An 18,589-nucleotide genomic window follows, 5' to 3' on the forward strand; every position below is an offset into this window, starting at 1 on the left:
GCAAGGGGGCATGGCGGCGGGAGTTGTCTCTTTCATTTATCACACCATAACGTGAAATGGTTGCCATGCCTGTATTATACCTTTTTAGAGTCTTGTTTTTCGTTTAAGCACCGCTAAGCTTTCCGAAAAGCTTATGTATTACCGATAAGTTTCACAATCCTTTAGCTGCAACCCTGCCAGATTTCAAGAGATGTGGGTCATGCATAGACCGAAAAGCGCTGAGGGAGAATATCGATACCCTTTCGCCTAAAGGTCGCCACAAATAAATTTTTGGAAGTGCCTACTGGCAGAGATGGAATAACTCTAAGGAGTTCACAATTTGGATTGCGAACTCGAAATCTAAAACGCAGTTCCTTTATCAATTCACTTCAACTGAGCGAATAGAGGCAGCGTCTTTAAATTGCTTTGTCTCAGACAATCCGCCCGATCCTGATTTTGAAGAATAAACTCCTATCAAGCTTGCATCATTAGCATTTCCAAGACGGAAGGAGATACTCTTAGCTGGTTGATTAGCAAACTGGACGTATTCTCTGCCTTCATTGTCAAGGTTGTAAGACAAGGTGGCGTCTCCGTAGGCTGCCTCTGCTTGTTTGAGAGATGTTCCGGGACCGACTCCTTTTTCAGTTTTATAGTCGGAATTTTCGGTTACTAAAGCATCGATTTTGGCCGAATCAGCTAAGGGGTTCCCGGCTGGGTAGAGGATGTAATATTGCACCTTTCCATTTTGGCTGACAGCGATCGCATCAAAATCCACGATGTAAGGCGACTGCACCTTAAATTCAGCTTTTGAACCCAGCTCTTTTTTGAGTTCGCCTAAAGTCATTCCCAGCTTAGCCGGGCCAATCCCTGTGGCTGAAATTTTTTGGCTTTCAGAAATTGTTTCCGAAACTGGGCTAGGGCTTGGAGATTCCGTAGCCGGGGTGGGACTAGGCGACCCTTGTACTGTCTGGGGTGTCGCTGTGCTGGTAGGTGAAACGGATGCTTGTGGAGTTGGCGGCGTCGCCGTGCTACAACCCACGAGTGTCATGAGCAAAAGCAAGGAACTAGAGAGAAAAAATCGAGCTTTCACGGGCTAAACCTAACGCAATTATGTATCGAGTCTGTTATTGAGATGAGGTAATGAGTAATTGTCATTTTTCCTTAGCCCTTAGTGCTTATGTTGCTACTAACTAAGAACTAAAGGCTAATAACTAATTTTAGAGTTCATCTACTTCTTTCTCCTCAGTTAGAGCTTCAGCCGGAATTTCTAGCGCTAACTGATAGAGGTGGCGGCGGGAAAAAGAGGTGGCTTTTGCTAACTGGCGACTGGCTTGCGATCGCGAGATTCCTGCTTGCAGGAGATGTTGTAACTCGGCTTTTAGCGCCTCTTCCGACAGCATTGGCATCGTTAACTCGGCACCGGCAACGACGAGGGTAAATTCTCCTTGGGGTTCGCGGGTGGCATAGTGATCGCTTCCTTCCCTAATGGTGCCCCGCCAAAATTCCTCGTGCAACTTGGTTAACTCCCGCGCCAGTACAATTTGGCGGCTGAGTCCCAATACAGCCCCTAAGTCTTGCAGTGTTTGTCGTAACCGATGAGGAGCTTCGTAAAATACAATCGTGCGGTTTTCGCTTTGTAAGGCTTCCAAACGTTCTTGCCGTTCTTGACCTTTTGCGGGTAAAAAGCCTTCAAACACAAATTTGTCTGGGGGGAGTCCGGCGGCACTTAAGGCAGTCGTGACGGCAGTACAACCGGGGATGGGAACGACGGAAATGGCTGCTTCGATACAAGCTTTCACCAGTTCGTAGCCTGGATCGGAGATTCCCGGCATTCCGGCATCGGTGACAAGTGCGATCGCTTTCCCGATTTTGAGTTGTTCCAACAACTCTGGAATCCGCTGCTGCTGGTTGTGTTCGTGGTAACTCCACTGGGGCGTTTTAATTTGAAAATGCTGCAACAGCTTCCCCGTGTGGCGCGTATCCTCGGCTGCGATCGCGTCCACCGTTTGCAAAATTCGCACTGCCCGAAAGGTCATATCTTCCAGGTTGCCTATCGGTGTCCCGACGATGTAAAGTGTCCCCAATTTTGGCTCAGTTTGCATCAAATCAATTAAAAATTAACAAGTAAAATTAAAAAAGAAATTGTTCTTTTTTAATTTTACATTTTTAATTGAATTCTAGTGGCTGGGGTTTGGCAATGACATAACCTTGGGCATAATCTATTCCTAAAAATTTTACCTTCTCTAAAATCGAGTCATTCGTGACAAACTCAGCAATTGTTTTCAGACCCATGACGTGCCCAACGCGGTTAATCGCTTCCACCAGTGCCAAATGAATTGGGTCATTGGCAATATCTTTGACAAAACTTCCATCAATTTTTAAGTAATCTAGTGGCAGATATTTGAGATACGCAAACGAGGACATCCCGCTGCCAAAATCATCTAAAGCAAAACGACACCCTAAAGCTTTAACTTCCTTAATTAACCCTGAGACTTTACTCAAATTTGCAATCGCGACAGTTTCAGTAATCTCAAAGCAGATCATCTGTGGGGGAATTTTATAGACGGAAAACTGCTCTTTAAGGAATTCTATAAACTGGTCGTCATTAACGGTAGCACCAGAGAGATTGATAGTATACAGGGGAAAAGATGAAGGAGGAAGGATGTAGGGTGTTAGCGGAGGCGAAGTGGCAACATTGCTAGCACCAGCAACGAAGGAGTTGCGAATCCTTCCCCTAGGGTAAGATGCAAAATTCTGAAATTGGGGTTCTAAATTCTGAATTTCTGATTGGTGAAGCATCGCCAAGAAGGTACGGATCACCCAGCGGTCTATTGCAGGCATTAGGTTGTATCGCTCAGCGGCGGGGAGAAATGCCATTGGCGGGATCAACTCGCCTCTGTCATCCACGAAACGCAGCAGAACTTCGTAATGTTCGCCGGTGGTTAGTTCGGCATTCAAAGGGGCAATCGGTTGGTAGTACAAGCAGAATTGATTCTTGGCTGGTAACGTATTTTCAGGAGTAGCCAAAAGCTTCACAGACCCGCTTTGCGCGATCGCTTGATTCAATCGGCTCAACCATTGCACCTCATTGTGCTGCTGCGCCAGTTTTTGATCGTCAGCTTGGTAGACATACACGCGATTCCGTCCCCGATTTTTAGCTTCATAGCAAGCTGCATCGGCAGCACTAACAACGCCCGACAAACTGGAAGAATTGGCGTCAAATGTCACGACACCAATACTGACACCGACCGTAAAAGTTTTATCCTGCCACGCAAATCGAAACTCCTGAATGGTCTCCAAGAGCGACTGAGCAACTCGTAATGCTTCATCTGTCGGACATTGGTACAGCAGCACGGCGAATTCATCACCGCCCAATCGTGCCAGAACATCAGTTCTCCGCACCCGGCTTTGTAACAAACTACTGATTTGACGCAATAATTCATCGCCAGCAACATGACCGCAAGTATCGTTAACAATCTTGAACCGATCGAGATCCAGATAGCAAAGCGTGTGTTCTTGGTTTTGCATTCTGGTATTTGACACCGCTTCTTGCAAACGTTGCTCAAATTCGTAACGGTTGGCGATTCCCGTCAGTGGATCGTGGTTTGCTTGCCAGGAGAGCTTTTCGTTGACTTTGGTGAGTTCGGCAGTTCGTTCTCCCACCACTTTTTCTAGATGTTCTTGGTACTGTTTGAGTGCTGCCTCTGCTTTCTTGCGGGCGGTGATATCTTCCACCAGGCGAATGCCAAATTGCGGTTTGCCCTCAGCGTCCCGCACTTGGGAAACAGTAATGTTGCACCACAACATCTGCCCATTTTTTCCCAGGTAACGCTGCTCCATTTGATAGCAATCGCGACCCCAAATCAGATGTCCATCCTTTCCCAGATAACGCTTCGCCATCTGAGAATAGTCATATTTTCCGGCGAGTAAGTTAATGTAACGATCCCAACCCACTTCGTTCGGAGTGGTATCTTCTTGAATATATCCTGCTGGCAAATTATCCTCTTTGCAACCCAGCATCCGTTGGAGTGCCGGATTCGTTGTCACGACATGACCTTCCATGTCTACGATCGCGATTCCCATGCCTGCTCCCTCAAAAATTGAGCGAAAGCGAGCTTCGCTATGCCGCAATGCTGCTTCTGCTTGCTGGCGTTCGATGACTTCCTGACTGAGTTTTTGGTTCGTTGCTTCTAGTTGTGCCTGACTGGGAATTGCCAGTGCTTTGGGAATCAAACGAATCAGTTCGACAGCTGTGTAACCGGAAATGATAGCGGTAATCACTTTGACGGCACCCGAAAGCCAATAAGCTGGATGCCAGAGAGTCCAGATTTCCATCAGGTGGGTCGTGCCACAGGAAACAATGAAAGCTCCAAACAGGAAAAATATCCTTCGGAAGGGCAAATCCTGTCGTTGGTGGATGAAATAGAGCAAGGCGAGGGCAATCGAGTAATAGGCGATCGCAATCAACGCATCTGCCACAATATGCAGCGAGACTAACCCTGGTTGCCAGAGATAGCCGCGCCCGTGGGGAATAAACCAATTTGGAGAGATTAAATTTTTTAAAAATTGCAGCATTAGTCGTGAATCCTTAAGGATTAGCGGTAGGTTTGATTAATCTGCAAGGATGTTCAACAAAGGTTCCCGCTACTTTTAGGATGCCCAAAAAATTTGCTGCATTTCACAATTAATTGGCTTTCTAGATAAACTTTTGAGTTAATTTTTATGTGTTAATCGTTGTCGGTAATAATTTTAGCAACTAGCATTTAACCCACTTGTCCGTAGAGAATTGGGTCAGTCGGAACAGGAAAAATAATCAATGGCTTTTCAGGGACTTTTTGTAGGATTAGTTACCTTAGACCTGGTGTATTTAACGACGGGTCTACCCGAACAAAATCAGAAAATTGTTGCATCTGACTATACGGTGGCGGCAGGAGGCCCTGCGACCAATGCAGCCGTGACTTTTAGTTATTTGGGCAATCGAGCAAGCCTTTTGGGTATAGTTGGTATTCATCCAATTAATTGCCTGATCCGGACTGATTTGGACAGTCACTCAGTGACGCTGATAGACCTGTCACCTAGCCAATCTGAACCTCCGCCGATTTCTTCTATTATCACGACTCAGGCAACAGGCGATCGCGCGGCGATCTCGATCAATGCGACGAAAACACAAGTTAGCGGTGAATGTCTGCCCCTCAATATTTTACAGGAAATTGATATTGTACTCATTGATGGGCACCAAATGGCAGTTGGGGAGAAAATTGCCCGATTAGCTAAAGAAAATCAGATCCCTGTTGTCATAGATGGCGGCAGTTGGAAGCCTGGATTTGAAAGAATATTGCCCTTTGTAGATTACGCCATTTGTTCGGAAAATTTTCATCCCCCAAGTTGCGATCGCGCACAGCAGGAAGTTCTTTCTTATCTATCCGCACTAGGGATTCCTCACATCGCTATCACTGGCGGAGAGAAACCTATCCAATATCTTTCGCAGGGTACAAGCGGATCGATAGAAGTTCCCCAAATAAATCCCGTTGATACGATGGGTGCTGGGGACATTTTTCACGGTGCCTTTTGTAACTATATCCTACGGAAAAGTTTTGCCGATGCGATCGCATCGGCGGCGAAAATTGCCTCTCATTCCTGTCAATTTTTTGGCACTCGTCGATGGATGCAGAAAACGGCACCAAAGTAATCAGAATTAACCAATCTTAAACTTGGGAGAGGGAACCGGCAGCATATAATAAATCAACTGGCTTAAGACAGAAATTCTCAGAAATGGAAAGCACTTATCAAAAAAGCGGTTTGACCCGCAGACAACATCTTTGGATTGCTGGTAGCCTTTGGACGCTAGTCGGATTAGGGCTTTTTAGCATGGGGTTGGTATTCTGGTTTAAATTCCCTTATTTGGGATTGTTAGACGGACAACATTTGGGGTGGGGTGCAGCAGCTTTTAGTCTTGGTCTAATTAAAGGGAAACTGATTCTCGATCGCACTGCAAATCGCGTAATTAATAGGGTAGAAACACTACAGGAACCAAACCCGTTCAAGAGCATTTTCCAAATGTTTGGAGTCAAAACCATTGCCTTAATTGTGGCAATGATGAGCATTGGTATCGGATTGCGACGTGCGGGTGTTAGCTTTGAAGTGAGGGGTTTAATTTACATAGCGGTTGGCGCTGCGCTGCTGTGGAGTTGTCGCCGCTACTGGATAGCCTCCACCCAAGTGCCGACAGCCGAGGAAGCTTAAAGTGACAGCATTAAAATCGTTGGGCGAAAACCGATATGAGGGGCTAGAAGAAATTGTCGCGATCGCTCGAAGTGTAGGTTGGGGTGCCGCCGATATCCTCCAGTCTTACTATCGCGGCGATCGTAGCACCGATGATTTGGAAGTTGAAAACAAAAAAGATGGCCCTGTCACGGCAGCAGATGTCGCCGTCAACGAATACATCCTCTATAACTTGCAGGCGTCTCTCAACAGCCCGGATTTCGGATATTTAAGCGAAGAAACCTATAAATCTCAGACACCAGCAGTAGAGCAACCTTGGGTTTGGATCGTTGACCCCCTCGATGGAACGCGAGACTTTATCGATCGGACAGGTGAATTTGCAATTCATATTGCCTTAACGCACCAAGGGCGTCCCATTCTGGCAGTGGTCGCGTTGCCAGAGGCAGGAAAATTGTATTACGCAACCAAAGGCGGCGGCACCTATATGGAAACTCGTGAAGGCCAACCCAAGCCAGTTCGCGTATCGGAACGCAACGCCCTTGAGGAACTCACCTTAGTCGTTAGTCGCACCCATCGAGATGAGCGTTTCAATCAGTTAGTGCAACACCTGCCGTTTAAAAATAAACACTATGTCGGCAGTGTCGGCTGCAAAATTGCCACCATCATCGACCACCAAGCAGACGTTTATATCTCTCTGTCTGGTAAATCTGCTCCCAAAGATTGGGATATGGCGGCTCCAGAGCTAATTTTGACGGAAGCAGGCGGACAATTCACCCACGCTGATGGCACTCCCCCCAAGTACAACCAGGGGGATGTGAATCAATGGGGTTGTCTAATTGGGAGTAATGGTCACTGTCACGACACGCTTTGCGCCCAAGCCTCAGAAATTCTGGCTCAATTGGACGCGCCCGCTTAGGTTGCACCGTGCGATCGTGTTTTAGACGCGATCGCGTTTCCCACCAGTAAAACCATGAATTTTTCCTAGCACCATCATCAATTAAAAATTAGAAATTAAAAATGCCAAGTTTTTAATTTTGCATTTTTAATTGATGATTGAGTAGTTTTACTAAGAATCAATCAGATTACCTAGGAGTTAGGTGTCTCCGGGGACCAATACCTGGATTGATAACGGCTGCCAACTCCTCCTCAGATAAATTCTCGATTTCATTATTCAGTTCTTGAACCGTGAAGTCATAGCCACGTTCACGGGCAATCTGGATGAAGGTTTCTGGGTTAGTGGTTGCTTTGAGTCTTGCTTGTAATGCTTGATCTTCTTTAACTGCTTTGAACAAACTGGCAGCGCTTTCCTGTGCCATGACAATACACCTCCATTAAATATGTGTGATTTAAATGCGTGATTCCGATGCACTAAAGATATTGAGATAGTGCATCGAGTCGGCATCACAGCTGAGGTGAAACAAGTCTCTACCCCGCATGTCATGTCGGCTGAACCTAGTTACCTTTTAGGATAAAGATTTCTGTGATACAAGTCACAAAATATTGACAAAAATTAAAGCTGTCGGTATCTGCAAATACCGGCAGCTAACTACACTTGTGCTAATACATACCAGTGCTAATACATACCAGCACGAAGATTTTAAATTTCGGCGGAGGCGCGTTCAATCAAGCGACGAGCCAATGTTTGAGTGCCTGTGTGTTCGTAATAGTTTGTTGTCACATCTAGGAAGGCACCCAGATAGTCCAACTTGTCACCGGAAACTTCCACAAAATTTTGCAGGTTACTGACAACTTTTTGTGGGGTTAAATTGTGTGAGGTGACAAAACCACTCATCCAGCCTTTAACTGAATCGAAACTTTGACCGATAAAGTTGAGCTTACCTTCCGGACTGCCGCCAGGAATCAAATCGTTGACACGCTGGTATGTCTGATTTCCTTCTAGCTCTGCGGGACTCGCTTGATTCAATCCGGAGGTAGCTTTGAGGAGGAAGTCAGAGCCAAGGGGAACTAAACCATCAAAGCTAATTAAAGCCACCATCCGCATCAAAGACTCGCCACTATAATCAGCTAAAGAGGCGACAAAATCTCCAATGCTGTCTCCTGGGATGCCGTTGATTTGGCAAAAGGCAACCAACTCAACCACCAATTTTATACACAAATCAATCGTTTGAGCTTTGTCCGCTTTAGGAGTGATGTTGTTTAAAAAACCGAAAAGCGGAATTTTTTCGCCTACTTTGTTCGCCAAGGCGGCTGTACCGAGAGCTTTATCTGCACTATCAACAGTTTGATAAAGCCACATGGCTCGCTGATATCCCTGCGATTTGTCGTTGTACAGATAGACGGCGCGTTCGCCAATTTGCTGAATTAACGCTTCATCAGTTTCGCCAGTGACAGCACGAATTGTGTTGTCAAAGCCAACAATATTTTGCCATTGCCCCGGAACGACAAAATCAAGCGATCGCAAAGCCATCGTGGTGATGTTATTGGTTGGTAGCTCATCAACCAGTTCAAAAATCGATTTGCCCACAGTCGTAGTCTCCTTGTTTTTTCAGTTGTCATTCATCAGTAGTCAGCAGTAATCAGTCATGAGTCATTAATTGCAAACGAATGACTCATGACTGATTCCTCAGGACTACTTACTTTAGTCGAGACAGACCATTGAGATTGAATTTTTGCAGCCAAGCTTCGCGATCGCTCTGAGTAAAGGAAGCATCGCGGGATTGAATTTTGACTTGGTAGCGATCGCCTACTAAAACAGCAGTGCCATTATTCCCCTGATTCACCGCTGGATAGCCAGCGATTGTTTTACTGCTGCTCTTAAATTTTGCTGCGGCTGTGGGGGTGCTAGTGGTATCAGAAATAGACAGTACGGCAACATCCTTGCCGTCTTTTTTCAACTTATACTCAGCAAAGCCTTTTTTCTCTTGAGCTGGTACAGTTTGGAAGCCACTGCTACTTTTTGGAAAGAATTTATTAAAGCTGCTTCCCTGTTCAGCCTGTTTAGCAACTGCTGGAGGAGCATTCCTCTGAGTGCTTTCCTTTTGCGCTTGGTCATAACGAGAGGGAGTTTGGGTTGCACAAGAAGTTACTAGCAGCAACATCGAGAGCAACATCGCTGCGAAAATTCTCCGCCCATTTTGAAAAATCATTACCGCCTCCTGATAGCTTGAGGTTTCATTTTTATCACCATCTTCACATTTTTGGCATCTAGCTATGGAGAAACTTAAGCGATTCTCAAGCGGTTCACTCACTTAAGCTGTGACAAGTCTCAACCCCAATTCTTCTTCTCCCTACATTCTACTTGCGCGAGATTTTACATCAGAATTCCCCAAACCCCTTTTTCAGGGGGACAGAGAAGTGAAGTGTAGCGCCAATCAAGCGGAGGGATTGGGTGCCTCGGAATCCCTGTGGAGAAAGGGGGAGGAGATTCTGCCGCTTAAGAGCGGTGAGCAATGACAGCGTAGAAAGGATCTCCCCCACTGGCACCCATCCACTGTAGGAACTTCGGGGCGGAGGATTGGTGAGTAATGACTTCTGGGGAGCTAAATCCGGGGATTGAGGTGAAGTAGCTTTTCACTAGCTCAACCCGGCTAGCTTCGGAACTATCCCGCCACGCAGCGATCGCTTTTTGATAGAACATCCGGTTGGAAAAGCTGATAATTGCGATTCCACCCGGCTTGAGGATGCGGTAAATTTCCGCAAATACAGCATCCGGATATTGCAGATACTGCACCGAGACGCAGTTGAGAACGGCTTCGAAATCTTCATTCGGTAGGGGTAGCTTCGGATTTTTGTTGATATCTTGAACAAAATAACGATCGAAGCGGGGATTTTTCGCCAGTTCCTCTTCGTTCAGTCCGTGTCCTTCGATGTGAGCAAATTTCATCTCCTCTGGTAGATGGGAAACCCAGCTACTCATCATGTCCAAGATGCGGGTATTCGGCTTCAAGCGATCGCGGTATAGATCCGTCAGTTGTTGAATAAACCCTTCGTCTACGTGGGTCACAAAGCGCGGATAGGAGTAAAACTCCTTATCATCGGTATCATCTAACTTAGTGCGTTGATTCGGTCGCAGCATCATCACCTAAAATTGAAGCTATCTTTACATCACCAGTTTAGAAAAATTACGAACTGTAAAGATATGTCCGTAGGCTAAAGCCACACTCTTGAGCGTGACGGCTGTTCACTTTAACTTGGCATCCCTCTGCGCCCCCTTGGCGTTCTTTGCGTTAAAAAACCCTCTTTCAAATCCTGGCGGGGTTTCCCTTGCCAGCAACCGAGAAACAAAGCTAAATTAATATTACGCACGCTAAATAATTAACCAATGTCTTCTACATCTGCTGAGAGCAAGCCTTTTGAGCAATGGCACGAAGTAATGGCACCCTATAGTTTGGGCTACCGGATCAAACTGCTCTCCCAGGTGTTTAGCCGCAAGTTTCAGGAACGGCTGGAGCCTTTGGGACTGACTCCCTTTCACTGGGTTGTATTGTGCTGTTTGTGGGAAGAAGACGGCTTAGCCACTTGCAGTATTGGGGAAAAACTACAGCAAGTGGGAGGTACGATCACCGGGGTGCTAGATCGGATGGAAGAGCGGGGGCTGATTCGTCGGGAACGCGACCTTCGCGATCGCCGGATTTGGCGCATTTGGTTGACGGAAGCAGGCAAGCAACTACAAGAAGTCCTACCGCCAATCGCGCTAGAAATTCGGGAACAGGCGATGAAAGGGATTCCGATGGCTGAACGCGAACATTTTTCTCAATTGGTAGATCAAGCGATCGCGAATCTCTCTTAAGGCTTGTAGAAGATAGGGGCAATCTTCATCCGGCTGAGTGAAGCAGGGCATTAAGGATTTATTTAAAAATATTACGTATACGAAGTAAACGCTGGCTAAGCATAACTTCACGAACATTACGTATTCGGAATGACCGCTTATTAAATACTTTGCCGAGCAGCTAAAAATTGATAACAACAAACTGAACCAAGGACAGATGCCTCTCTAGAGGATGTGCTGTTCCAGTAGCAATAAATCAACAGACAGTAGATAGGTAATCAGAACTACAAGCAACCCCTGATACTGATGTTGAAACCCAGGAAGCCACACGGCTTCCGCCCGCAGAGGGACACCCCCAATTTACCCCCAATTTAAACCCTGGCTGGGTCTTCCCTGCTAAGAAATAACTAACTTGTCCGCTATTTAAGCATTCGCTGAAAACCAAGAAATTATGAAGAAAAACGCCATCAAGTTTCTGCCAGTTTTACCGGCATTGAGATCGAGAAATTATCAGTTATTTTTTGCCGGTCAGGGGCTTTCACTCGTTGGAACTTGGATGACGCAAATCGCCACGATTTGGCTAGTTTATAGTCTCACGAATTCAGCCTTGTTACTGGGTGTAGTTGGGTTTGCAGGGCAATTTCCCAGTTTTATACTGACTCCATTTGGTGGGGTTGTAGTCGATCGAGTCTCTCGTCATCGGCTCTTAGTCATTACTCAAAGCCTCGCCATGCTCCAGTCCTTAGCGCTAGCTTTTGTAGCGCTAACCGGAATCGCCCAAGTCTGGCATCTAATTGTTTTGAGTATATTTCAAGGAATCATTAACGCCTTTGATGCCCCCACTCGTCAAGCTTTCGTACCAGAAATTATCGAACGAAAAGATGATTTAGCGAATGCGATCGCGCTGAATTCTTCCATGTTTAATGGGGCGCGATTGATTGGCCCTGCCATTGGAGGGTTGCTTGTTGCCTCAGTTGGAGCGGGTTACTGTTTTTTAATTGATGGTCTCAGCTATATTGCCGTCATTGCCGCTTTATTAGCAATGAAGGTAAAGCCCAGTAAAATAGCAGTCTCTCACGCTCATCCTTGGCAAAGATTGAAAGAAGGATTTGTGTATACCTTTGGCTTTCCACCAATTCGTTCTATCATCTTGCTGCTAGCGTTAGTTAGTTTTATGGGAATGCAATATACCGTTCTCACACCAATATTTGCCACGCAAATTCTTTATGGGAATGCTGAAACTCTGGGCTTTCTGATGGCGGCGGCGGGAGTAGGAGCGTTAATTGGTGCAGTTCATTTAAGTACGCGGAAAAATGTTTTAGGCTTGGGCAGATTGATTGCTTATTCTCCGGCTTTCATGGGGATGGGATTGATTGGTTTTTCTTTGTCTCGCGTGCTGGGACTTTCTTTACTAATGATGTTAGTGGTTGGATTGAGTTTTACTTTGCAATTTACATCTAGTAATACAGTTCTCCAAACCATTGTCGAGGATGATAAGCGTGGTAGGGTGATGAGCATCTACACAATGGCATTTTTTGGCGTTATTCCCTTAGGAAATTTGTTTGCGGGTTCTTTAGCAAGTCAAATCGGCGCTCCCAATACGTTAATGCTGGGGGGAATCTTTTGTATTCTCGGTTCTTTCGTATTTACAAAACAGCTTCCTGGCATAAGACGCTTGGTTCGCCCTATTTATACGAAAATTGGCATTCTTCCCTAGCGATCATAAAAAGAGTGTGATTGAACCGCAAAGGCGCGAAGTAAGAAGGGAAGAAAGAAAGAAAAAAGAAAAGTTTATGAATGAATTCAAATGGCTATATTGGTTGGCAATCCTTCAATTTAACCTGGAGGAAACCAGTGGCGGAACCTGATGCAGTTCGGAAGCAATGCCGGCAACGCAGCAGCGACTGGAACAGTTGACTCAGTTTTTTGTCAGTCGGGGTGCGGATCTGAGTACCGCTCAAAATCAAGAGATCGCTACGATTACGAATACCGTCCGCCGAGAAGCTTATGTGATGGCTTTCAATTAGCTCCAAGTGAATCGGAACGTTGCTCCAGCGCCTGCTGCGGACTCCACCCACACCCGTCCACCGCGACTTTCGACGATTTTCTTAACCACCGACAGACCGATGCCCGTTCCTTCAACTTTGTCTCTCGCTTCCAGCCTTTGGAAGATGCCCCAAATCTTCTGATGGTATTTGGGTTCGATTCCTTGCCCGTTATCAGCGACTGAGAACTCGTAGTATGTTCCCAGTTCCCGAACACTAACCTGAATACACACATCCGAGCGATTTGCGTACTTGATGGCGTTGCCGATCAAGTTCATAAACACCTGCTGTAGGGGCACCCGTTCGGTTTGCAACGTCGGCATATTTGGTACAACAATCGCCACTTCCGGCGGTGGATCGAGCAGTTCGATGACTTCCGATAGCAAGGAGGACACATTCACCGCCTCTATCTGTTGTTGTACCCTACCCGCCCGCGAATATTGCAGAATGCCGTTAATTAAAGCTTCCATACGGTGAACTCGTCCCCGCAATAAATTCAGATGTTCGCGGGAGTCTTCAGTCAGTTTATCTGCGAGGTCTTCTTCAATCCATTCTGAAAGCGTAGCGATCGCTCTTAGGGGTGCTTTTAAGTCATGGGATGCAATGTAAGCAAACTGGTCTAAATCCCGGTTACTGCGTTCTAGCGCCTGGGTCATTTGAACCAGTTCTTCCGCCTTTTTCTCAATTTCCTGACGCGATCGCACTTGTTCTGTCACTTCCACGGCGTGGGTCATAATGCCGTTGACTTTACCATTAGCATCTACTAAGGGTTGGTAGACGAAATTCCAAAAACTCTCTTCTAGAATGCCATCGCTGTTGCGGTCGAACATCGCCCGCATCTCATTGCCGACAAAAGGTTCGCCACTGGTATAAACCTGGTCTAACAACTCGAAAAAGCCTTGCCCTTGCAAGTCCCAGAACGCCTCGCGCACGGGTTTACCAACGATATCCCGCTTTTCCACAATCTGCATATACAGTGGGTTCACTGTTTCCGTGACATGGTTCGAGCCACGGGTGATGGCAATTGCCGCCGGTGCTTGCATGAAGACTCGCTGTAGTTCAGCACGGGCTGCTTGGGCTTCGGCTAAAGCGCGATCGCGAATCTCCCGCTCTTGCTTGCGTTCGCTGATGTCGCGAGAAACCCCTACAATCTCCACAACGTTGCCATTGGTATCGAAAATTGGGGATTTAATCGTGTGGAAGAAGCGAGTTTCGCCGTCAGCGCGGACATTCGGCTCTTCCAGAACCTCGATTGGCTGACCTGTTGTGAAGACTTGCAGATCGTCTTGCAGGTACTGCTGAGTGTAATCGAGTTGATTGTAGGGGACATCCGTGATGCCATGAAGCTGCTCAAGAGTCATTCCATAATATTCGCAGGCAGCTTTGTTGGCATACACCACAACTGAGCCAGGAGCCTTACAAAACACCATATCCTGCACGGAATCGAGAATCTGGGCATAGCGGTGTTCGCTCTGTTTCAGGGCTTCCTCGGCACTTTTGCGATCGCTAATATCGGTGTGAACGCCAATCCATTCCCGAATGCTGCCGTCCGCTTCAAATACGGGGACGGCGCGCACGCTCATATATTTATAAATACCGTCGGAACGCCGCAGACGATGCTCGATTTGGTAAAGGGTGCCATTGGCAACCGCATTCGACCACTCTTGCACGGTATGCGCTTGGTCATCTGGGTGAACGGCATTGAGCCACCCCCAGCCTTTTAGCTGTTCGTAGGATTGCCCGGTAAACGCACTCCAACCCGGCTGTGGAGTGACAAATTCTCCCTCAGCTTTGGTGTCCCAGATAATTTGAGCTGTGGCTTCCACAAGCGAACGGTAGCGTTCTTCACTCTTGCGGAGTGCTTCTTGCACCGTTTCCACCTCGATTCGTGCTGCCTGTTCGCGCAATAGAAGCTGAGTTTTTTCCTCAGCTTCCTTCTCCTTGGTGATATCGACCATTACGCCGCGCAGCAGCTTGGGGCAACCTTGTTCATCGCACACCACGCGCACCACATCTTTGAGCCAGACGAGGCGACCATCCGATGCGATCGCTCGATACTGAAATTCGTGGTCTTTTGCTTGATTGGTTGCACTCACGCAAAAATTAACGCACCAGTCGCGGTCTTCCGGATGCAGCAAGCAATCCTGCCAGAACGTCGGCTCATTTAACCACTGACTAATAGGATAGCCAAGAATATCTTGAGCGCGATCGCTAACAAACGTGAATTTCCACGTCACGGCGTCCATTTCCCAGACAATCGCATCTAGTCCTTGCACTAGCTCGACAAAGCGCCGATGTGCCTCTGCGGCACTTCGTGCCGCTACTTCCTGCTCAGCCGCTTCGCTAATGCTAACAGCTAGCGCTGTTGTTGATGCCTCAGCGTCTCGCTGTGCCGCTTCTAACTCCGTCTCACTCATCCTCAAGTCTTCTTCTCAGTACGACCAGCTCAAGATGCCCGACTGTTTGCCCAGGCTCCGAACGTTTCAGCAGCTTACTTTTGAGTAAATTCCGGCGCAATCCGATCTGTCTTTGCCGCCATTATAAAATCGTTCCGGTGCAAACCAGAAATCGCGTGAGTCCACCAGCTCACCGTCACCTTCCCCCACTCCGTCAGCAACGCCGGGTGATGCCCTTCCGCTTCCGCCGCTTCGCCCACTTTATTGGTGAAAGCTAACGCCGTCTGAAAATCTGCAAACTTGTAGGTGCGCTTGAGCCGCGATTCTCCCTCCTCTTCCACAATGTTCCAATCTGGAATCTCTGGTTTGAGTTCTGCGATATCCGCCTCAGTAACGCGCGGCGCATCTTTATGACAGGCAATACACTTTTCTTGTGTCAGATTTGCCATATTTCCCTATTTTCGGCACTTAAGTTGTCCGATTTTACCCAAGTGTCTTTTTTTGCACGTCTGCCATAAAGCGGATTTTGAAGGGAAGGATGGGTGGGGGCGATCGCTTGTGATACAGAGGGCAATGGCGCAGTCTTACACAAATCGGAAGATGTATCTCTCTTGAAGAGATACGTCATCAGCCGTGGTTAGATAGACAGTGGGGGTCGATTGCTCTAAACGTACTAATTGCAAATCTATTGAGCAACTATTTATGACCTATCTTCCATACATTTCTGATGAGGCTCTTAGAACTGCCGTCAAAGCAGTTTTTGACTGTATTCTTAGAACTCAAGCAGAAGCAGAGAACGCCATGTATAGAAATGTTATAGATCCCTTCTCAGCAATTTTTGATGGTGCAGTTCAAGGCTTGACACTAGAGGAGTGGCTGCTACGGGAAAGAGCTAGACAAATTCAAAAAACCGTACAAAATCAAATAGGTTTATTTCATCAACATATATTAGGTAGTCTTCCCGGCTGGCAAATACTTCCTCAAGGATTAGATATATGTAACAATGAACGTCTAATTTTCGCTGAGATTAAAAATAAGTATAATACAGTTAAAGGAAGTGATAAAGTCGGAATATACGATTATTTATTGATTCACTTAAACCAACCAACTTATCAAAGTTTTACAGCCTACTATGTAGAGATTATTCCTCCAGGTAGGAACCCCTACAATAAACCTTTTACTCCTTCGGATAGAACTACTGGCACGATAAGACCAAACAATGAAAATATTAGACAGATAAGCGGTCAAGCCTTTTACGATTTGGCAACGGGTGAACCAGAAGCATTAAGTATGCTTTTTGATATATTGCCCGATGTAATAAGTGACGTTTCAGGATTGGATAAGCTTAGTGAACAACAAAAAACAAGTTTTAGAAGCCTATTTGATAAAGCTTATTGAAGTATAAATTAATTTGATGTACTTGATAAAGCGTTAATTATCGATCGTCCCAAGTGATAAGCGAAGTTTACCGGAACTGCATTTCCAATTTGCTGATACTTAGAGCCTGTACCACCTATGAATCCCCAATCATCGGGAAACGTTTGAATTCTGGCGTACTCTCTAACTGTAAAAGGTCTAGTTTCATCGGGATGACAGCGTTCCGTTTGTTTTTGTGAGGGTGAAGTTGTAAGAGTTAGACTCGGCTCATCCCAAGAAATTCGACGTGCCATGCCAGTACGTCCACCTGTGAGATAATAGCTTTTCATCATGTAGCTTTTCTGAATATCTTCTGGTAAATCTCGCCAGCATCCTCCAGGTGGAACTAACTCCATTACTTTAGCTCTTTTAGGGCTATATTTCATTCCCTCAGAAAGTGGAACATCTTTCAGCGCATCTCTTAAAGTAAGTATTCTAGCAGAGGGAGCAGGGTACTGAAAGCGGATATCTGCACGAGTCCCAACAATAATTACTCTTTCTCTCTTCTGGGGAACGTCATAATTTACCGCATTCAGTAAACGATATTGAACGTTATAACCAAGAGAGGCGAGAACAGATAAAACTGTTTTAAGAGTTTCACCTTTTTGATGACTGATTAAACCCCTTACATTTTCAGCCACAAAAAGTTTAGGTTGTACTTCTTTAACACAACGGGCAAACTCGTAAAATAAAGTACCACGAGTATCTTCAAAACCTAAACCCTTACCCGCATAGCTGAAGGCTTGACAAGGAAAACCGCCTGTTACAACATCTGCACTCATGCCTTCAAAACATACTTTGGAGACATCACCATGAATTACATTCCACTCTGGGCGATTATATCGAAGCGTCGCCACAGCATCTTTGTCAATCTCAATTAGAGCTTTGGCTTTTAGCCCAGCTTTTTCTAATCCAAGTGCTAAACCACCAGCCCCTGCAAATAGCTCTATCACAGTCGTTGTGGTTGTAGTTGGTGCTTGAATCTTTCCCTCGGTATAGGGCATTTCAAATAAATCTAGCTGCTTATACATAGTCAGGCATGGTGAACAGTCTGGTATTTATTAGAATAGCTAATTAGCTAATTGTCAAGCTGGCTAATTAGCTAGGGTACACTAGAAAGTAAAACTATTTACTTAAGATAGGGCAAATGGCACAGACACAAAGAAAGCCTGTATATGTACAGCCCGAACACCACGAGATTCTGAGGCGAATCGCATACGAGCAGCGATGCAACCTCTCGGATGTATTGGATGTGGTGTTAGAACAGGCAAATTGGGAAAAAATTGCTCAGGAGGCAAGCGATAAGCCTGTGCAAAGAGCTATGGAACGAGGAGGAAGCTACAAAGTTTGATGATGAGCTAAATTAGCTTGATTGAACTCAGCTTTTAAAAGCGATCGCACTTTTCCACCTCGCATCCCAAAGCACGCTCGCATCCTCTCCAACACAAAGCGAGATCACATCTCTCAGCCTCGCCTCCAATTAACAAAGCTTACTGCTAGCTATAATCAAACCATCAAAGTGTTTTTAAATCTAAATGACAATACCTCTTCCTCCACAAATTCGTAGCCTACCAAATAGCCTGCCAGTAGAAGGTGCTGTCCGAATCGAACTGGAAGAAGGAGTACCCATTTTTCGGGCTTCTAGTTTTGTGCAAACTCGAATAGAAGAGTTATTGTCTAAACAAAAATATTCCCCTCTTAGTAAAGCAGAAGAACAAGAACTTGATAGCTACGAAGAAATTGATGATTATCTGAGTTTTCTTAATCGCACTGTTCGGAATCTTTTTCTAGCTCAAAATCAA

At 46.0% G+C, this 18,589-nt stretch carries 18 protein-coding genes and 1 pseudogene; 9 read left to right on the plus strand and 10 right to left on the minus strand.

The genetic code is table 11. The features are described from left to right. Positions 1-358: 358 nt before the first annotated feature. The 3 genes from NDI34_RS24485 to NDI34_RS24495 all read right to left on the minus strand — a co-directional run bounded on the left by NDI34_RS24485 (position 359) and on the right by NDI34_RS24495 (position 4,554). Positions 359-1,069 carry a hypothetical protein gene (locus NDI34_RS24485; protein WP_348234101.1) on the minus strand — a complete coding sequence of 237 codons (711 nt, stop codon included), beginning with the start codon at positions 1,067-1,069 and terminating at the stop codon, positions 359-361. 127 nt (positions 1,070-1,196) lie between these two features. Further along, positions 1,197-2,081, minus strand: coding sequence for a 16S rRNA (cytidine(1402)-2'-O)-methyltransferase (rsmI, locus tag NDI34_RS24490; protein WP_348234102.1), 885 nt, complete (start codon positions 2,079-2,081; stop codon positions 1,197-1,199). Between the two features lie 64 nt (positions 2,082-2,145). Further along, positions 2,146-4,554 carry an EAL domain-containing protein gene (locus NDI34_RS24495; RefSeq protein ID WP_348234103.1) on the minus strand — a complete coding sequence of 803 codons (2,409 nt, stop codon included), beginning with the start codon at positions 4,552-4,554 and terminating at the stop codon, positions 2,146-2,148. Positions 4,555-4,795: 241 nt separating this feature from the next. Between NDI34_RS24495 and NDI34_RS24500 the strand changes: the two genes are divergently transcribed. The 3 genes from NDI34_RS24500 to NDI34_RS24510 all read left to right on the plus strand — a co-directional run bounded on the left by NDI34_RS24500 (position 4,796) and on the right by NDI34_RS24510 (position 7,117). Beyond that, a complete protein-coding gene (locus tag NDI34_RS24500) occupies positions 4,796-5,668 on the plus strand; it encodes a sugar kinase (protein WP_190430368.1) in 873 nt (290 codons plus the stop codon). Positions 5,669-5,751: 83 nt separating this feature from the next. Then, positions 5,752-6,222 (plus strand): hypothetical protein, encoded by a 471-nt coding sequence (locus tag NDI34_RS24505; protein ID WP_190525620.1) that lies wholly within the window; start codon positions 5,752-5,754, stop codon positions 6,220-6,222. 1 nt (position 6,223) lies between these two features. After that, complete coding sequence (locus NDI34_RS24510) at positions 6,224-7,117, plus strand: 3'(2'),5'-bisphosphate nucleotidase CysQ (RefSeq protein ID WP_348234104.1); 894 nt, start codon at positions 6,224-6,226, stop codon at positions 7,115-7,117. 166 nt (positions 7,118-7,283) lie between these two features. Here NDI34_RS24510 and NDI34_RS24515 read toward each other — a convergent pair whose 3' ends face one another. The 4 genes from NDI34_RS24515 to NDI34_RS24530 form a co-directional block, all read right to left on the minus strand. Beyond that, positions 7,284-7,517, minus strand: a complete 234-nt coding sequence (locus NDI34_RS24515) for a Nif11-like leader peptide family natural product precursor (protein WP_190415279.1) — start codon at positions 7,515-7,517, stop codon at positions 7,284-7,286. Between the two features lie 281 nt (positions 7,518-7,798). Continuing rightward, positions 7,799-8,686 (minus strand): hypothetical protein, encoded by an 888-nt coding sequence (locus NDI34_RS24520; protein ID WP_348234105.1) that lies wholly within the window; start codon positions 8,684-8,686, stop codon positions 7,799-7,801. Positions 8,687-8,795: 109 nt separating this feature from the next. Continuing rightward, on the minus strand, positions 8,796-9,308 hold the full coding sequence (locus tag NDI34_RS24525; protein ID WP_190441150.1) for a hypothetical protein: 513 nt from the start codon (positions 9,306-9,308) through the stop codon (positions 8,796-8,798). 287 nt (positions 9,309-9,595) lie between these two features. Further along, positions 9,596-10,240: a methyltransferase domain-containing protein gene (locus NDI34_RS24530; RefSeq protein ID WP_348234106.1), complete on the minus strand. Its 645-nt coding sequence runs from the start codon at positions 10,238-10,240 to the stop codon at positions 9,596-9,598. Between the two features lie 243 nt (positions 10,241-10,483). On the opposite strand from NDI34_RS24530, the gene NDI34_RS24535 reads away from it, so the two are divergent. The 3 genes and pseudogenes from NDI34_RS24535 to NDI34_RS24545 all read left to right on the plus strand — a co-directional run. Further along, positions 10,484-10,951, plus strand: coding sequence for a MarR family transcriptional regulator (locus NDI34_RS24535; protein WP_190415287.1), 468 nt, complete (start codon positions 10,484-10,486; stop codon positions 10,949-10,951). A gap of 430 nt (positions 10,952-11,381) precedes the next feature. After that, entirely contained in the window at positions 11,382-12,647 is a 1,266-nt protein-coding gene (locus NDI34_RS24540; protein ID WP_348234107.1) for an MFS transporter, read from the plus strand. Positions 12,648-12,810: 163 nt separating this feature from the next. Next, positions 12,811-12,954, plus strand: a pseudogene (locus NDI34_RS24545) (EmrB/QacA family drug resistance transporter); the annotation flags it as partial. On the opposite strand, the gene NDI34_RS24550 reads toward NDI34_RS24545, so the two are convergent. Both NDI34_RS24550 and NDI34_RS24555 read right to left on the minus strand, forming a co-directional pair. After that, positions 12,954-15,392 (minus strand): PAS domain S-box protein, encoded by a 2,439-nt coding sequence (locus NDI34_RS24550; RefSeq protein WP_348234108.1) that lies wholly within the window; start codon positions 15,390-15,392, stop codon positions 12,954-12,956. The pseudogene NDI34_RS24545 and the gene NDI34_RS24550 overlap by 1 nt on opposite strands. A gap of 74 nt (positions 15,393-15,466) precedes the next feature. After that, on the minus strand, positions 15,467-15,820 hold the full coding sequence (locus NDI34_RS24555; RefSeq protein ID WP_190415292.1) for a 4a-hydroxytetrahydrobiopterin dehydratase: 354 nt from the start codon (positions 15,818-15,820) through the stop codon (positions 15,467-15,469). Between the two features lie 253 nt (positions 15,821-16,073). Here NDI34_RS24555 and NDI34_RS24560 point away from each other — a divergent pair, with 253 nt between their 5' ends. Beyond that, positions 16,074-16,769, plus strand: a complete 696-nt coding sequence (locus NDI34_RS24560; protein WP_348234109.1) for an Eco47II family restriction endonuclease — start codon at positions 16,074-16,076, stop codon at positions 16,767-16,769. A gap of 8 nt (positions 16,770-16,777) precedes the next feature. Here the strand turns inward: NDI34_RS24560 and NDI34_RS24565 are convergent, their stop codons facing one another. Continuing rightward, positions 16,778-17,818 carry a DNA cytosine methyltransferase gene (locus NDI34_RS24565; RefSeq protein ID WP_348234110.1) on the minus strand — a complete coding sequence of 347 codons (1,041 nt, stop codon included), beginning with the start codon at positions 17,816-17,818 and terminating at the stop codon, positions 16,778-16,780. Between the two features lie 116 nt (positions 17,819-17,934). Between NDI34_RS24565 and NDI34_RS24570 the strand changes: the two genes are divergently transcribed. Together NDI34_RS24570 and NDI34_RS24575 are read left to right on the plus strand one after the other, a co-directional pair. After that, on the plus strand, positions 17,935-18,138 hold the full coding sequence (locus NDI34_RS24570; protein ID WP_190984659.1) for a hypothetical protein: 204 nt from the start codon (positions 17,935-17,937) through the stop codon (positions 18,136-18,138). A 184-nt stretch (positions 18,139-18,322) separates the two neighbouring features. Further along, positions 18,323-18,589: hypothetical protein (locus NDI34_RS24575; protein WP_348234111.1), on the plus strand; the 267-nt coding region annotated here is incomplete at its 3' end.

It is taken from the genome of Trichocoleus sp. DQ-U1 (assembly GCF_039961925.1).
Classification (GTDB): Bacteria; Cyanobacteriota; Cyanobacteriia; order Cyanobacteriales; family FACHB-T130; genus FACHB-T130.

Coding starts and splice junctions, on each gene's coding strand:
- NDI34_RS24550 (WP_348234108.1), bottom strand. CDS start 15,392: ATGAGTGAGACGGAGTTAGAAGCGGCACAGCGAGACGCTGAGGCATCA.
- NDI34_RS24555 (WP_190415292.1), bottom strand. CDS start 15,820: ATGGCAAATCTGACACAAGAAAAGTGTATTGCCTGTCATAAAGATGCG.
- NDI34_RS24560 (WP_348234109.1), top strand. CDS start 16,074: ATGACCTATCTTCCATACATTTCTGATGAGGCTCTTAGAACTGCCGTC.
- rsmI (WP_348234102.1), bottom strand. CDS start 2,081: ATGCAAACTGAGCCAAAATTGGGGACACTTTACATCGTCGGGACACCG.
- NDI34_RS24540 (WP_348234107.1), top strand. CDS start 11,382: ATGAAGAAAAACGCCATCAAGTTTCTGCCAGTTTTACCGGCATTGAGA.
- NDI34_RS24505 (WP_190525620.1), top strand. CDS start 5,752: ATGGAAAGCACTTATCAAAAAAGCGGTTTGACCCGCAGACAACATCTT.
- NDI34_RS24570 (WP_190984659.1), top strand. CDS start 17,935: ATGGCACAGACACAAAGAAAGCCTGTATATGTACAGCCCGAACACCAC.
- NDI34_RS24500 (WP_190430368.1), top strand. CDS start 4,796: ATGGCTTTTCAGGGACTTTTTGTAGGATTAGTTACCTTAGACCTGGTG.
- NDI34_RS24495 (WP_348234103.1), bottom strand. CDS start 4,554: ATGCTGCAATTTTTAAAAAATTTAATCTCTCCAAATTGGTTTATTCCC.
- NDI34_RS24565 (WP_348234110.1), bottom strand. CDS start 17,818: ATGTATAAGCAGCTAGATTTATTTGAAATGCCCTATACCGAGGGAAAG.
- NDI34_RS24525 (WP_190441150.1), bottom strand. CDS start 9,308: ATGATTTTTCAAAATGGGCGGAGAATTTTCGCAGCGATGTTGCTCTCG.
- NDI34_RS24530 (WP_348234106.1), bottom strand. CDS start 10,240: ATGATGCTGCGACCGAATCAACGCACTAAGTTAGATGATACCGATGAT.
- NDI34_RS24535 (WP_190415287.1), top strand. CDS start 10,484: ATGTCTTCTACATCTGCTGAGAGCAAGCCTTTTGAGCAATGGCACGAA.
- NDI34_RS24515 (WP_190415279.1), bottom strand. CDS start 7,517: ATGGCACAGGAAAGCGCTGCCAGTTTGTTCAAAGCAGTTAAAGAAGAT.